We start from the raw sequence: 16,223 nt of genomic DNA on the forward strand, positions 1-16,223 counted from the left end.
AGTCAAAGTGCGATTCCTTCTTTTCTTTTTGTGTGAGGGCTATCTTGGTTTCTTTAAAACGCTACCGAGACTTTTTAAAATGACGAGTAAAAAGGTTACGGCCCGCCATGTATCAGGGTCCTTCATCAGCTTTAAGACGCGTAAAAGGGGATGACTTTTCTTGAAAGCAGGAGCTTCTTGTTGCTGTTGTTTTATATCTGATAAGAAGGCCTTCGTTCGTTCACCGTCAATGGAGGCGCCAATTCCTGCTAATGCCTGTACAAGTAAAATTAAATTTTGTGCAGGTTGCTTTTGTACTTGGTCTACGACAACATGGGTTACTTCAGTGCGTGCTTTTAGTAAACTATCAACAGCATCGAGGCCACCCATTTTTTCGAGTTGTTGAACAATGGATAAGACTTTTTTGAGTGCTTCTTCATTATGTGCGAGCTCATGTAGTAGATTGGCTATTTGTGCATCTTCAATTTGTTGTAGCGTAGGTTGTTTTAATTCGATTTTTTGAATTGGTTTTGCCATTAATGATCACCTCCAAGGTCTGTTAGGGACTCATAATCACTACGTCGCCATTTTCGTTCGACTTCAACACCCATTTGTGGATGACGTTTGCGATTGCGTTGATTATTTTTAGGTAGTGGATTTTCATGTTTATCATGCAAAACTTCCATACGTACTTTTGTTTGTTTAAAGGCAGGTGTGTTCGTAAATTTATCAAACCCAGCGCCTGTTAACATATTAACCGCATGCTCGTTATTGCGTGTATGCATTGGTAAGAAAATTTCATTTTGCTGTACGCGTGTTGTCACTAGCGCGGGTACTTTTACGCTACCAAATGGTGAAACGAGTCTTACCATCGTGCCGCTTTCGATATGGCGTTCTTTTGCTAATTCTGGTGATACTTCAACAAATGTCACTGGAAGACGTGTATTAAGACCATTTGATTTTCGCGTCATATTCCCTTCATGAAATTGTTCGAGTAAGCGACCATTATTTAAATGTAAATCATACTGTGCGTCATATTTCACAGGTTCAATCCATTCGTGAATAGCCAGGCGTGCTTTTTTATCCGGGAAATTAAAGCCGTCTGTATAAAGAAGTGGTGTACTTGCACCATCATTACTACCCCAGAAGAAGCTACCCCAATTTGCGAGTACATCATAATTGGCCTGTGCAAATAATGGCGTAAGCGAAGCCATTTCCGCAAAAATTTGGCTTGGATGAGTATAGTACCAATCCCCACCAAGCGCATTGGCAAGCTGTTGTGTAATCCACCAGTCATATTTTGCATTGCCCATTTCAGGAAGTGCTTGATATAAACGTTGCACACGGCGTTCTGTATTTGTGAAGGTTCCTTCTTTTTCAAGGGAAGGGACCCCTGGTAAAATGACATCTGCATAGCTAGCTGTTTTAGAAAAGGTAATGTCTTGCACAATTAAAAATGGTAATTTACTTAGTAACTCATGTGCTTGATTTAAATTGGCATCAACAAGTGCCATTTCTTCCCCGACAACATATAAGGCTTGAATCGTTCCTTTTTCAATCCCTTCCACCATTTCAATATGATTGAGGCCTGGCTGTGGTGAAATCTCAACACCATAGGCCGCTTCAAATTTTTTACGTGCCTCGTCATCCGCTACTTTTTGATAACCAGGGAGCTGATTTGGTAATGTGCCCATATCAGATGCGCCCTGTACATTATTGTGTCCGCGTAGTGGGTAGGCACCAGCACCATGGCGACGATAATTTCCTGTCACAAGTAATAAGTTAGAAATCGCTGCGCTCGACATACTGCCGCCGACATTTTGTGTAATACCCATCCCCCATAAAATACATGTGCCATCCGCTTCATGAATCATGCGTGCAGTTTCGATTAATTGAGCTTTAGAAATGCCCGTTACTTCTTCTACATACTCGAGTGTATAAGGTGTCAGGCTTTCGTAATAGGCCTCAAAATCATTTACATTTTCTGTAATAAAGGCTTCATCATGCCATCCTTGGTCGATGATATATTTTGTGACGCCCATCAGCCACGCTTGGTCTGTGCCTTGTTTTGGATGTAAATAGACATCTGCACGCTCGGCCATTTCATTTTTTCGTAAATCAGCTACAATGAGTTTTTGACCAAAGAATTTATGTGCTCGTTTTACGCGAGAAGCAAGAACGGGGTGCGCTTCGGCTGAATTCGCACCAATAATGATGACAAGTCCTGCGGATGCAATATCATCAATTGTTCCCGCATCGCCGCCCATACCTACTGTTCGGAATAACCCCTCCGTTGCAGGTGTTTGACAATATCGTGAGCAGTTGTCAACATTATTTGTTTCGAGAATTTGACGTGTGAACTTTTGAATCACATAATTTTCTTCATTTGTAATCTTCGAAGATGAAATAACCCCGATTGCATCGCTACCAAATTGCTCTTTTGTACGACGTAGCCCTTCTGCCGTAAAAGCAATTGCTTCTTCCCAGCTCGCTTCAACAAAGTGGTCGCCTTTTCGAATAAGTGGGGTTTTTAAGCGTCCTTGATCATTAACGAAGTCATAGCCGAATTTGCCTTTGACACAAGTCGAAATTTGATTCACTGGTCCGTGCTTTGGCTCGATTTTTAAAATTTTACGGTCCTTCGTCCATACTTCAAATGAGCAACCAACCCCGCAAAATGTACACACTGTTTTAGTACGCTTAATTTGATTTTTACGCATATTGGATTCAATATCAGAAAGTGCAAAAATTAAGCTATAAGGTGGCTCGATATCTTTTATGACATCAATCATTTTATTTAGTAACGGACGTTCAATGCTTGTTAAGTAACCTGCTTCATCAAGCATTGACTTCTCTTGTAACGCATTGCAAGGGCACACAGTGACACATTGTCCACAGCCAACACATGAGGAATCATTAATTTTCACACCTTCATCCCAAATAACAAGTGGCCGGCTACGCTCCCAATTAATCGACAACGTTTCGTTTACTTGCACGGTTTGACAGGCTTCTACACATTGTCCACAAGCAATGCATTGATTGGGGTCATAACGGTAAAATGGGTGAGAATTATCGACAACCCGTCCATCAATTTTTGGCTCGAACGGATATTTTTGTTCCTCAATGCCCATCATTTCAACCGTATTGTGTAGTTTACAATTGCCATTATTATTTTCACAAACTGTACAATACAGCTCATGATTACGGAGTAGACGATTCATCGCTTCTACACGTGCTTCTTCAGCTTTTTCTGATGTGCGCTCAATCACCATATTTGCCTCCACAGGTGTAGAGCAAGTTCGTACAAGCTGTCCATTTACCTCTGCAATACATGTATCACAAGTTTGCGGTGTACTAAGTGGAGGTGTGTAACAAACTTGTGGGTGTTCAAGTGCTAAATCATTCAATGTATCGACAATTGTTTTATCAATCGGTACAGTATAGTGCTCGCTATCTACTACAATTTGAATCTTCTCTAGCATAAAATCCCCCCCTCAAAAAGTCGTATGGTTTTTAATTCCCTTTAGAATAACGACGTAAACGATGGTTTTGAGCACATAAAAAAGAACTTCTTGCTTTTTTCTGCGAGAAGTTCTTTTTGGTGAATATTAGTTTGTAACACCAACTGCATTCCAAGCTTCTGTCACTGCAGCTGCTTCGGTTGCACCGTATAAATCAGTAGCTGATTGGACAAGTGCTTTTTTCGCATCTACAAATTGAGAGTTTGTTGTTAAGTACTGTGTAAGCGCGCGGTAGTAAATTTTTTCGGCTTTTGCTTTACCAATTTTTTGAATGGTATTGTAGGCTGCTTTGTTTGGAATCCCACTATTGATATGAACGCCACCCCAGTCGCCAGCTTTTGTATTCGGTAAGTTTTGATAGTTATTCATATGCGCTGGTTGATCATATTTCGCTGGGTCTGATAAGCTACGAAGCGCATCTCCTGCAATTTTAGGTGTGTAGATATCCTCGCCCATTAACCAGTCATCTGGATCTACAAAATAACCAAATACATCAGAGAACGATTCATTTAAAGCGCCCGGCTGATTTTCATAAACAAGATTTGACGATGTTTCGGTTACCGCATGTGTTAATTCATGTGCGATAACATCTTTTGCACCAGAAAGTTCAGAGAATGTGACACCATCACCATCACCGTAAATCATATACTGACCCGTCCACGCAGCATTATTATAATTTTTATCAAAATGAACTACAGATTCTACTGCAGCACCCTTGCCATTATAACTATCACGATTATGTGTATTTAAGTAATAATCATATACTACATCTGCATAATAGTGCGCGTCCACTGCTGCACGTTGTGTTGTCGTGTTAAATAATGTTGACGTGCTTGTTACCACATTTCCACGAGTTTGTGTTGTTTTTGCATCATATGTGATAATTTTTCCGGTGTGTGTTGTATCTGTTAAACTATAGCCACCACTAATTGCTGAAATATTAATTGTTTTAGTGTCACCTTTTGTTCCGATTCCAGTACCTGTCGCTTCGTGTAAAATATTTTTCTTAGCGAGCACTTTGCCTGTTTGTGCATCGACTTGAATTTGCCAACGTGAAGGTGTTGGTTGTAAATAAATAAGTTCAACATTATAAACTAATTTATTTTTGTCTGCATTAATACCTAACTCTACTTTATTGACAATGTCATGTCCTTCTAAATTTTTAACAGATTTTTTTGTTTGGCCAATTGCTTTAAAAGCCTTGTTAACTGCTTTGGATTGAGAAATTTTTTTGCTGTTATTAAATGAGACTTTAGGTGCGTTAATGTCGCCGTTAACAAGTATTACTTTTTCATTGTCATCCACATGTACTTTGACCACTTGATTGTCTGCATATACCGAGTCCACTTTCGGTTTTAGCGTATAATGCTTGTAGTTTAATTCATCTTTTTCTACATCGACTACTTGATATTGCTCATAATTTTCACTTGCTTTGTTGTTACCTGGTAACTGCTGCAGTAACGCTTTAGCATCGGCTTTACTCGTAACTTCCATTTTTGAAAAAGCCTTGTGCTCAGATGCATCAATCGTTTTTGTTGTTTGTGCTTGTGCAATTGTCCCCGTTCCTAGAAGCATAAGAAGGGAAGCAGCAACACCGGTTTTTACGAACTGTTTGTACGTCATTTAAACAACTCCTCGAAAATTATTAGAATATTAAGAAAATGATATTCTTGAAAATAAATACTAAATATTTATTAAGGGTTTGTCTAGTGTATTTTTACATTTTACTAAAAATAATCCAATTTACTTGGTTGGAATTAATAAGCTAATATACATAATTTTGTTCTGAATACCTATTCATTTCGAGTCAATAGTATGGAAAAATGTATAAAAAAAGAAAGGATACTAAAAATGAAATTAGAGAAGTAAAGGGGGCGTATTTTCATGGGAATATGTTGATTATTATGGAATGGAGTATATAAAAAAGGCGAGGGAATAAATCCCTCGCCTTTTTATATACAGTTGTTATCGCTAACCAAAGAGAATCATAACATATTTTTGATTTTTAATACGTAAAATGGTTGTTTTACCTCAAAAAAATATCTAAAACAGCGAATTTATGACATTACGCAATAGGGATTGTACCGTCCTCATCATCGTGCATATCTCCAACGATTTCACTTAAAATGTCCTCCATTGTCACAAGGCCAACTGTTTTATTTTGTTCGTCCGATACGAGTGCCATATGTGTACGTGTCTTTTGCATTTTAACAAAAACATCTTTAATCGACGTCGTATTTTTAAAACGAGGAATTTTATGAATAAAGTTATCGATTGGACTTGTGCGTCCCGCAGCAATGTCCGTCATCATTTCTTTTGTATTGATAAAGCCGATAAAAGTACTTTGTTTGCTATCACGGTCCGTTATCGGGTAGCGTGTATAGTCATATTCCTCAATTACTTTCACCATTTCTTCAAGTGATTGATGCTTTTCAAGCGTGACAATATTTGCACGTGGAATCATAATCTCTTGTAGTTGTCGCCCATCAAATGCGAAAATATTTTCTAAATAGGCAAGCTCTGTTTGATTGATTTCGCCACCTTCATAACTTTGTGTGACGATTAATTTTAATTCTTCCTCTGAATAAACCGTATCATGACCTGCAGGCTTCACACCAAATGATTTTAATAGTAAGCGAGATGAACCATTTAATACTTTGATAAATGGGCTCGAAACTTTACCAAACCAATACAATGGTGGAGCAAGTAACAAGGTCATGCGCTCTGCATATTGAATTGCGAGTGTTTTCGGTGCTAGTTCACCGAATACAACGTGCAGGAATGTAACAACACTTAATGCGATAACATATGACAGTGTTGTTGCAAGCGCAGCAGGAACTTCAAAGTGTACAAATAGCGGGTGAAGCATTTTTTCAACGGCTGGTTCACCAAGCGCCCCTAAAATTAACGCTGTTAACGTAATACCGAGTTGACACGCAGATAAATAATAATCTAAATCCTGCGCTACTTTTTTTGCAGTAATGGCTTTTTTATTGCCTTCTGAAATTAACTGATCGAGTCGTGAAATTCGCACTTTTAAAATCGCAAACTCTGCGCCTACGAAAAATGCGGTTAAGATGATAAATACGACAATCAGTATTAAGCTAATGATAATTGAACTGTCCAATTAGTCGGCTAGTCAAACTAGCCTTTTCACCTCCGAGATGATTAAGATTGTTCGTCTGTTTGTTCTAATTTATATTGGTGGAATGTGACTTCACGAATTTGATAATTGTCCATTTCAGAAACTGTCCAAATATGGTTTCCTTGCTTGAACTGATCTCCAACGTGCAGGACATCAACGTTTTTATGCTGAAGCCAACCGCCAATTGTATCAATATCTTCGCTATCGTCAAACTCTAGGCCAAAACGTTCTTCTAGTTCGACCAGTAGTACACGACCATTAATTAAATAATCTTGTGCACCTAATGGACGGATATCATCGACTTCATCATCATCAAACTCATCGCGAATTTCGCCGACAAGTTCTTCTAAAATATCCTCCATTGTTAAAATACCAGCTGTACCACCATATTCGTCAATGACAATGGTCATATGCACTTTTTGCTTTTGCATTTTTAATAAGGCATCTTGTAGCGGGGTAGTTTCAACAATAAAAGGAACATCACGTACATATTGTTCAAGCGCTTCTTCACGATTTGTGACGATATGATTTAGCATTTTCTTGGCATTTACAACCCCAATAATCAAGTCTTTATCGCCATCTTTCGTGATTGGATAGCGCGTATAATTATGTTCATCTAAAATTTGGATAATCTCAGCGTAGCCCATTTCTTTATCGATTGTGATTAAATCTGTACGCGGTACCATAATATCGCTTGCGACGCGTTCATCAAATGAAAATACGTTCTCCAAGTATTGAAGTTCTGTCTGATCAATTTGGCCGCCCTGGAAGCTTTGTGCCATAATAATTTTAAGCTCTTCTTCTGAATAAGCTTGCTCATGACCAGCAGGTTGAACCCCAAACATACGTAAAATCAAGCGAGATGCGCCATTTAATGCTTTAATAAATGGTTTCATAATTTTACCGAACCAATAAAGTGGTCCAGAAAGTTTTAATGAAAGTTTTTCAGCAAATTGAATTGCTAATGTTTTTGGTGCCATTTCACCAATTACGACGTGCAAGTAACTGACAATCGCTAATGCTAAAATATACGAAATTACATAAATTAAAACGTCTGGCACATGGACCCATTTTAAAAAAGGTTTCATCAATTCCTGCACGTAAGGCTTTGTAAAAGCACCTAGTCCGATTGATGTGACCGTAATCCCTAGTTGACAGGCGGATAAGTAATAGTCGAGGTCTGTTACAACTTTTTTTGCCACGATGGCCTGTTTATTACCATCTGCAATGAGTTGATCTAGTCTCGATGTTCGAATTTTTACAACAGCAAACTCCGACGCTACGAAGAATGCTGTAGCAGCAAGTAAAACGATTAATAAAATAATATTGGCTATTCCGGTTATGTCCAATCAGTTCCCTCAGCAATGAGGGATTCACCTCCAAATAATTTGAATTTTTAAAAAATAGTGAACAGCTCACATGTCGCTTTTATGGAAAGCGTGGCAGTGAATACAGTCACAATAATTGGGCTATAAGAAAATTATACGGAAAAGGTTATTTTGTCGCAATTATTTCATGTGAAATAGCAAAAAAATGTTTAAGAAAGTCTGAGGATATCGCCATATTTACAAAGAAAATATATGCTTTTAAAGCAAAATAGTTGCAAAATGACACTTTTTTTTCGTGACAGTAAAGGAGTTTCTTTATAAGATGCCGAACAACATAAGAAAAGGAGGTATGCATGATGACAAATCCATTTCAGTGGGAGCATCCAAAAGCTATGGATTACAATGACACAATTCGCCGTCGAATTATCGGCTACGATTTGATTTTTGAGCTAATGAAGGACTTAATTGATGCATCAATAGAGCAGCCAGAGCATATTACGATTGTTGGTGCAGGAGGAGGGCAGGAGTTAAGTACGTTATTGCCCTTATTACCAGCCGCGCATTTCAAAGCAATTGACCCGTCGAGTACAATGCTCGCGCTAGCTGAACAGCGACTGGTTGCCGAGGAATTGAGTGGGGATGTTGCGTATATTGAAGAGGAGTTAATAGCGGTGAAGCTTGAGCCTGCTGATTTGGTGACATGTCATCTTGTCCTTCATTTTTTACCGACAGTGGCATTAAAAAAAGCATTACTTCATGAGATTGCCATGCATGTTAAAGTAGGTGGGACAGTTTATTTATCAAGTATCAATGGCGATTTAGAGGATGCAGCATTCCAACAAACGCTAACAGCTTGGGGGAAGGCGATGATTCGTAATGGGGTGAAAGAACACCAATGGCAGGCCTTTCGCGCATCGTTTGGTGATACACTAATGCCTATTTCAACAACGGAGTTACTTAAATTATGCGATGAGGTGGGCTTGCAGATTCGTCATGCATATTTTCGTGCCTATCATATTGAAGCATTTTGTTTAGAGAGGGTGAAGTAAGTGGGACGTTTAAGCAAATGGCGAGATGATTATATTGTCTGGCATGCCAATAGAGCACAATTACCGCCATATTTTGAAGGGGAGCATTGTACGCAAAAAATTCGCTTTAGTGGACGCGTTCAAAATGTAGGCTTTCGTCTGGAACTTGCGACGCTTGCGAAGCGGTTACCACTCACTGGTACGGTGTATAATTTAGAAAATGGTGATGTAGAAGCGATTTTACAAGGGCCATCAACAGCGATTCATTATGTGATTGCACATATGCATCAGCTGAAACGTGCAAAAGTAAAAAAAATTACTTCTTACGAATTGTCACCGATTGCTGCTACTAAATTTGATATCACTCCCTCATAAAAGAGAGGGAGTTTTTTTCTGTTTAAAACAGGGAAAAATGATAAAAATATGATGAATGGAGGGTGCATGATGGAAATTCTAGTACAACGAAAATCATTAGGGCGTTCGCGGAAACTAGAGCAGATGACATATGAATTACCTGAAAAACCGCATACCTTACGCGAGCTTTTAACGATGCTCGTTCAAATAGAAGTATCAGCCTATAATGAAGGAACACCACTACTTACCTTTATTACAGAGGACCAGCAACAAGACCTTAAAGCGACGGGATATGTTAAGTTTTTACCAGTTGCTGAACGCCCAGATGTAGACAACGCTCAAGCAATTGATACCATGCTACAAGCTTTTGAGGATGGCCTATTTAAAGTTTTACAAGGTAGTGATGTGTATAGTTCATTGGAGGAAGAAATTCAGTGGAGCACAGAGCCCTGGACATTTATAAAATTAACTTTTTTAGCGGGAAGGTAGGAGCTGTATGGACAAGTGGCTAGTGATGGAGGAACAACTAAGAGATAGTGGGAATGTACAGTATTATGAGCTAGAAACTAGTTTTCGTAAGCTTGAAATTGAATCATTTGATGAATTACTCACTGGACGATTTTCGAAAATGCTAGAAGGTATGTTAGATAAAGCACGTTTTACAATCTGGCAGCAAATCATGCAGCTATTACAAAAGTTACCGTATCAAAAAGGGCATATGCGTAGATCTTTCCGCGCGCCGAATAATCCGATGCTACATAATCATGCCATTATCGAAGTGATTCGGCTATTACTAGCAGGCTATGCCGTCAATATGAAAGGTGTCTATGAATCAACAGCGCGTATGACGTATGATAATGGGGCGAAATGTTATGTTAATGCGGATAATGAAATTTTAGCGCCAGCTGGAATATATAAGTATGCCCTTGCGTTACTTTTAGATGAAGAAGATGAGGAGACGATTGCCTTTGTCGAGGATGTTTTATGGAAAAACGGGGCACATCTTTTATTTGACTATGCGTTGATTCAGGCGATTATGATGTCTGAGAATGAGGAAATGTACAAGCTTCTGGCGAATGTATTCAAGGCTGCTCAAAATCAAGAAGGTGTACGTCAAGCAATCGTTGAAAATATTGATTCAGGCACATTTAAAGCACAATGCTTTTTCACAAAATTACTAGTAGAGAATGATTTTGTACGTTTTTCATCGGTTATCCGTGCAGTAGATGTGTGGTTTGGCTTTGGCTATGAGGCAAAAGATAAGAAAAAGGTACAACATATTTTAGAGCTGGTATTAAAAGGGCTTAAAGAAGGGGAAGAAGCATTGCTTGAAAGTGATAATGCGCAGGAAGTGTATGTCGGACTATGGCTGATGGCTAGTCAGGATGTAGAGCTCGTTTTAAAACGTCTACCTTCATTATTAAAGCAGGCACCTCATATCCAGCATGTCACACTTTATGCGCTAAGTCAGTTAGGGATGCACCATGAGCTTGGTGAGCGTTTATATGATTATTCACTTGAAGCGGACACACTGCAAGCGTTTGCTCTTGCTTACCCGATGGTGGTAGGGGAATTACCGTATTTTAGTCGCTACTACAATTTTGACGCTACCAACCGATTAACAAGCTATCATGAAAATCATCCATGGCTCATGCGCCGCTCAAAAGAGCTTTTAGCAAAACTAGAATCAGTAGAACAACAAATTAATGGAGAAGATTGGGTGAGTGACCATGCACCGTTTCCATTTTTAACTGTCCAATTAAATAAAGGAAAGCTCCGTCGTTTAAAGACTGCACTCTTTATTACGTTGAAAGATGATGTGGCGCTTGAAGAAGTTGCGGCGCAGGTTCCTAAATGGGCCGTAGATGACCGTGCTTATTTTTATCATATTGTTACAGTCTACAAGCCAAACCTTTCGTTTATTTTACAAGCTTTAAAAGACCGTAGCAGTGCAACGCGTGAAGATGCGCTTGATATGCTCGATGCATATGCCTTTCCACTTGTGGAATTTGCAGATGCAGCGGAAACGCTTTTAAAACAAAAGTCTGGCACGATGCGTCAGGCAGTGATTAAGCTACTCAAAAAACAGCCACTTGAAGACATTAAGCGCTATGCAAGTCATTTATTAACGAATAAAAATGAAATGATTCGTTTAGGCGCACTGGAGTTACTTGTTGAAGTAAAGGAGGATATACAAGTAGGGCCATTTATTGCACAGCTACCAGAGCCAACCGAAAAGGAGCAACATTTCCTGTCACTACTTGAAGAGGAGGCTGTAGAAGAAGCTGAGCTACCACCAATTGTCTTTAGCCTTGAATTTGATAAGTCCGTTCCATTTACATTAAAGCAGTTTGCTCACTATGATCTTAAAAAATTACGCGAAAAATTTGGTCACCTACAACAAGTGATTGAGCAGTATGCAAATGAGACGTATGAGGTAGAAATGTATACAGGAACTACTGAAACGAGGCTCATTGGCAATAATTTAACGCGTGAACACGGGCAGGATTATGATTTTTATTCTATCGATGGCTTACCGCTTGCAGAAGTTTGGACGACAGCGCTAAAGGATAGTCAATTGACATCAACAGATTTATATATTTATTACACATTCCAAGCGATTGCACGTAACTTCCACTTTGCCCGAAATACGGAAGATATCGCCTTTAATGAACAATTTTTAGCTGGCTTAGACCCTGAGAGTGCTTTTCGTGAGCTACGACAAGGACTTTATATGCAGCAAATTAGTACGCTACTAGAATTTAGTGTGCAGCGTGGTGAGGGACCACTTCAAAAAGAGCTACGGGCACATTTTGATGCACCGATTCCGTTTTCGACATTTGCCAATGGCTTAGTGCTAGATTATATTACACAGGCAAAAGGTAGCGATTTTGTTAATACCTATTATGAGGGAAGTTTGTCAAAGAGCCGAAAAGTGACCTTTATTCGAAGTCTTATTGTTGCGGTTGATCGACAACTTTATTATGGAAGAGAGCTTGCACAGTTACTTTATACAAATCAGCAGTTAGACGAAGCACCAGAAATGGCATTTGAACATCTCTCGCAGCATAATTTCCTTTTCGCGCATGAGTTGGATATGGTTCTTCCCGCACATTTACGCTATTTTATCGAGCACAAGTATTACCGTCTGTTGGACCTCGAGTATTCTAAAAAGGAAATTGCTGTGAGTAAAAAAGCGGATGAGGTGCGCGCTTGTGTACATGAGATAAGCGCGGATGTAATCGCTGGGGAAATTGCACGCGGTGATTTGGAAGCGCCTTTAACAGGGTTAGTGTCATCTCTTGGCAGGATTTATGGTATCGATTACTTTGTAGCTATTCTAACGGCATTAGGTGATGAAAAGTTAAGTCGTAACTATGTTTATTCAGCAAGTGTTCGAAAGGATAGCTTGTCGATGTTACTAGAGAAGACACAACCAGATACAGAAGAGGCAAAGGAATATGTTTTTAAAGCACTGGAAAAAGCGCAGTTTACAGATGAACGATTAATTGAGGCAATGCTTTATAATACGACATGGCTTCCACTCCTTAGTGAATTTGTCGGCTGGAAAGGGCTCGCGAATGTTGCCTGGTATTTTGTGGCGCATACATCAGAGTATTCGGATGAATTTGAAAAGGCTCACATGAAAGAATATAGTGCCATTGAGGCGGATGAATTTGAAGATGGCGCATTTGATCGGCATTGGTTTTTAACAGCTTATGATGAAATTGGACCTGAGCGCTTTGCGATTGTTTATGAGGCCGCAAAATATAGTGCATCTGGTGGGAATCATCGTCGAGCACAAATGTATGCGAAAGCGACACTTGGTGAATTAGGTGGTGAAGAACTACGTAGTGAAATTGAAGCGAAGCGTAATAAAGATAAACTACGTGCCTATAGTCTGTTACCGGTTGATAAAGAACAGGCGACAGAACGTTATATGTATTTCCAAAAATTTGCGAAGGAAAGTAAAAAATTTGGTGCACAGCGTCGTGCAAGCGAGACGAAAGCTGCACAAATGGCTATTGCTAATTTAGCACAGCAAGTTGGTAGGGGGAATGTGAAGCAATTCATGTGGGAGATGGAGCTGTCTCAGTGGTTAACAAAAATTCAACCGTACTTCGAGCCAGTGGAAGTAGAAGATGTGACGCTACAGCTTGTACGAGAGGGCGAAAAAGTGGTGCTACAAATTAGTAAACAAGATAAATTACTCAAAAATGTACCAGCGAGACTTAAAAAGCATCCGATTGTAATGGAAATTCAGGAAGCAAAAAAGGAAGCAACGGAGCAATATCGACGTGCGCGTAGCGAGCTAGAAGAAGCAATGTGTGAGGAAGCGGTCTTTGATAGTGACATCGTGAAGAAATTACTTCAGCATTCTTTATTACGGGAATTATTGACGCAACTTGTTTGGAAACAGGGGGAGCAGTTCTTCTATTTGACGGATGATTTTTATTCTGTCGAGCATAAGCAACTCCCAATTAGCGGACAAATCATGATTGCGCATCCAGCCCATTTTTACGCGGCTAAAAACTGGAGACAGTGGCAACATTTCGTTTATAACGAAGAATGGCAACAACCATTTAAACAGCTATTCCGTGAGTTTTATGTAGCGACTGCAGATGAGCTTGAGCAGATGAAAACAACACGTTTTGAAGGCCATCAAATCCAGCCGAAAAAAGCTGTTGCGCTTCTCCGTGAACGTAAATGGGAAATAGGGTACTATGAGCCGGTTCGTCAAATTTCTTATGCGTATAATGTAGTAACTTATTTGGATTTCACATATGATGACTATACGCCAGCAGATGTTGAAGCCCCGACAATTGGCACGGTTTATTTTGCAGAGCGTATGACAGGTAATGGTAAGAAAATCGAGTCGCTTTCGCCGGTTTATTTCAGTGAAATGATGCGTGATTTGGATTTAGTAGCGAGTGTAGCACATGTGGGTGAAGTGGACCCTGAGGCAAGTCATTCAACGGTTGAAATGCGTGCAGTAATTGCAGAGGAGGTTGCTTTATTATTTGGCTTTGACCATATTACAGTAAAATCGCCACATGTATTGATTGATGGCCAACTAGGTAGCTATAGTCTCCATCTTGGAAGTGGTCATGTACATCAGCAGGGTGGCACGATGATTCCAATTGCGACCATTCCATCGCAGCATCGCGGACGTGTCTTTTTACCGTTTGTTGATGAGGACCCGAAAACAGCAGAGATTATGGCGAAGCTTTTACTTTTTGCACAAGATGATCAAATCAATGACCCAAAAATTAGACAGTATATCACACAGTGAATATGTAAAAAATAGGGTATAATGTAAATAATACTATTTTTTCGCTAAGTAGAGGTGACAGACGTGTTGCATCATATTGAAATAAATGTCTCAAATTTAAAAGAAGCCTTATCTTTTTGGCAATGGTTTTTAGCAGATTTAGGCTATGAGCTGTATCAAACATGGGAAGATGGCCAAAGTTGGAAATACGGGGAAACCTACCTCGTAATTGCGCAAACGCAGCCACAATTTCTAGATGCACCTTATCACCGAGGTCAAGTGGGGCTTAATCATTTAGCATTTCATGCAAAATCTCGAGCGCATGTAGATGATATGACAATAAAATTGCGTGCAAGAGGCGCGACAATTTTATATGAAGATCGTCATCCATATGCTGGAGGACCAGCTTATTATGCAGTGTTTTTTGAGGGACCTGATCGTATGAAATTGGAGCTCGTCGCACCAGAAGGGGAGTTGTTAGAGTATGATTAATACATTAATAGAGCATCAACGCCTATCAATAACATTTGCAGAAACATTACAGCGTTTATCAGATGATGATTGGCGCAGGAAGATTGCACTTAATAAATGGAGCATTGCAGAGATTATGGGTCATTTTCGTTTTTGGGATGCATTTTTATTAACGAAGCGTCTACCATTCTTTTTCACGACACAGCAGTTTGAGCCGTCGCCAAATGTAGATTTAATCAATGAACAATCAGCGGCATATGCGCGTGTAACGGAAAAAGATAAAGTACTGGCAGAATTTATTATTCATCGTCAACAAATTGTCGAGCAGTTACTTCAATTTTCACCACAGCAGTGGGAAAAGATGCTTAAAATCGGTGATACAGAATTAACGGTTTTACACTATTTTATCATTTCTTCGCAGAATCCCCCTCCCTCAAGGAACGTAGTGAGGAGGGAGGGGATGAATGCGAACCCAATGATTCTGCCAGTACTAATTTGTTGAAAAGAACATCTGTTCCTATTATACTGTTCAAAAAAAGGAGGTGTCTGTCATGCCACATCAAGCGTATAAATTCCGTATCTACCCAACTAAAGACCAACAAGCGTTCATCCATCAAACCCATGGGCATTGTCGTTTTGTTTACAACCATTTTCTTGCGTTATGGAATACTTCTTATAAAGAAGAAGGAAAAGGGTTGAATCGTTCCATTATGTCCAAAATGCTCACGAAAATGAAGAAACAAGATGATACCGCTTGGCTACGCAACGTAGATAGTGTGGCATTACAAGCCTCTTATGAAAATTTAATAGACGCTTTTCAACGTTTCTTTCAAAAGCAAAATAACTATCCTCGCTTCAAAAGTAAAAAGAATCCAGTTCAAAGTTATACTACGAAGAATACGAATAACAATATTGCGATTATCGGTAATCAAATGAAGCTACCAAAACTAGGACTCGTAAAATTTGCGAAGTCACGTAATATTGAAGGTCGCATTATGCGCGCAACCATTAAATACAATGCGAGTGGTACGTTTTACGTGTCTGTCCAATGCGAAGTACCAGACTTTAAGCCATTGCCTCAAACAAATGAAGCTGTAGGAATTGATTTAGGTATCACCGATTTTG

Annotated in this window: 12 protein-coding genes; 7 read left to right on the forward strand and 5 right to left on the reverse strand. The window is 39.4% G+C overall.

The genetic code is table 11. From position 1 onward, the window contains the following. Positions 1-39: 39 nt before the first annotated feature. The 5 genes from QI30_RS16390 to QI30_RS16410 all read right to left on the reverse strand — a co-directional run bounded on the left by QI30_RS16390 (position 40) and on the right by QI30_RS16410 (position 7,994). Positions 40-516, reverse strand: coding sequence for a DUF1641 domain-containing protein (locus QI30_RS16390; RefSeq protein ID WP_126991655.1), 477 nt, complete (start codon positions 514-516; stop codon positions 40-42). Next, complete coding sequence (fdhF, locus tag QI30_RS16395; RefSeq protein WP_126991656.1) at positions 516-3,461, reverse strand: formate dehydrogenase subunit alpha; 2,946 nt, start codon at positions 3,459-3,461, stop codon at positions 516-518. The genes QI30_RS16390 and fdhF overlap by 1 nt, the downstream gene beginning before the upstream one ends. A 126-nt stretch (positions 3,462-3,587) precedes the next feature. Further along, entirely contained in the window at positions 3,588-5,123 is a 1,536-nt protein-coding gene (locus tag QI30_RS16400; protein WP_126991657.1) for a M4 family metallopeptidase, read from the reverse strand. A gap of 442 nt (positions 5,124-5,565) precedes the next feature. Further along, the gene (locus QI30_RS16405; protein WP_126991658.1) at positions 5,566-6,627 is read right to left on the reverse strand and encodes a hemolysin family protein; all 1,062 of its coding nucleotides are present in this window, start codon (positions 6,625-6,627) and stop codon (positions 5,566-5,568) included. 41 nt (positions 6,628-6,668) lie between these two features. Then, the gene (locus QI30_RS16410; RefSeq protein WP_126991659.1) at positions 6,669-7,994 is read right to left on the reverse strand and encodes a hemolysin family protein; all 1,326 of its coding nucleotides are present in this window, start codon (positions 7,992-7,994) and stop codon (positions 6,669-6,671) included. A 335-nt stretch (positions 7,995-8,329) separates the two neighbouring features. Between QI30_RS16410 and QI30_RS16415 the strand changes: the two genes are divergently transcribed. From QI30_RS16415 to QI30_RS16445, 7 genes are all read left to right on the forward strand, one after another. Continuing rightward, the gene (locus QI30_RS16415; RefSeq protein WP_158621055.1) at positions 8,330-9,022 is read left to right on the forward strand and encodes a class I SAM-dependent methyltransferase; all 693 of its coding nucleotides are present in this window, start codon (positions 8,330-8,332) and stop codon (positions 9,020-9,022) included. Next, a complete protein-coding gene (locus QI30_RS16420) occupies positions 9,023-9,376 on the forward strand; it encodes an acylphosphatase (RefSeq protein ID WP_126991661.1) in 354 nt (117 codons plus the stop codon). A 66-nt stretch (positions 9,377-9,442) separates the two neighbouring features. Then, on the forward strand, positions 9,443-9,844 hold the full coding sequence (locus tag QI30_RS16425) for a hypothetical protein (RefSeq protein WP_148113870.1): 402 nt from the start codon (positions 9,443-9,445) through the stop codon (positions 9,842-9,844). A gap of 7 nt (positions 9,845-9,851) precedes the next feature. Further along, the gene (locus QI30_RS16430) at positions 9,852-14,648 is read left to right on the forward strand and encodes a DUF4132 domain-containing protein (protein ID WP_126991663.1); all 4,797 of its coding nucleotides are present in this window, start codon (positions 9,852-9,854) and stop codon (positions 14,646-14,648) included. Between the two features lie 63 nt (positions 14,649-14,711). Beyond that, positions 14,712-15,119: a VOC family protein gene (locus tag QI30_RS16435; protein WP_199754707.1), complete on the forward strand. Its 408-nt coding sequence runs from the start codon at positions 14,712-14,714 to the stop codon at positions 15,117-15,119. Next, on the forward strand, positions 15,112-15,600 hold the full coding sequence (locus QI30_RS16440) for a DinB family protein (protein WP_126991665.1): 489 nt from the start codon (positions 15,112-15,114) through the stop codon (positions 15,598-15,600). The genes QI30_RS16435 and QI30_RS16440 overlap by 8 nt, the downstream gene beginning before the upstream one ends. 49 nt (positions 15,601-15,649) lie before the next feature. Then, the coding region (locus QI30_RS16445) for an RNA-guided endonuclease TnpB family protein (RefSeq protein WP_148113871.1) at positions 15,650-16,223 on the forward strand (574 nt) is incomplete at its 3' end.

The organism is Candidatus Kurthia intestinigallinarum (assembly GCF_003991225.1).
GTDB lineage: Bacteria > Bacillota > Bacilli > Bacillales_A > Planococcaceae > Kurthia > Kurthia populi.

Coding starts and splice junctions, on each gene's coding strand:
- QI30_RS16390 (WP_126991655.1), bottom strand. CDS start 516: ATGGCAAAACCAATTCAAAAAATCGAATTAAAACAACCTACGCTACAA.
- fdhF (WP_126991656.1), bottom strand. CDS start 3,461: ATGCTAGAGAAGATTCAAATTGTAGTAGATAGCGAGCACTATACTGTA.
- QI30_RS16400 (WP_126991657.1), bottom strand. CDS start 5,123: ATGACGTACAAACAGTTCGTAAAAACCGGTGTTGCTGCTTCCCTTCTT.
- QI30_RS16415 (WP_158621055.1), top strand. CDS start 8,330: ATGACAAATCCATTTCAGTGGGAGCATCCAAAAGCTATGGATTACAAT.
- QI30_RS16425 (WP_148113870.1), top strand. CDS start 9,443: ATGATGGAAATTCTAGTACAACGAAAATCATTAGGGCGTTCGCGGAAA.
- QI30_RS16430 (WP_126991663.1), top strand. CDS start 9,852: ATGGACAAGTGGCTAGTGATGGAGGAACAACTAAGAGATAGTGGGAAT.
- QI30_RS16440 (WP_126991665.1), top strand. CDS start 15,112: ATGATTAATACATTAATAGAGCATCAACGCCTATCAATAACATTTGCA.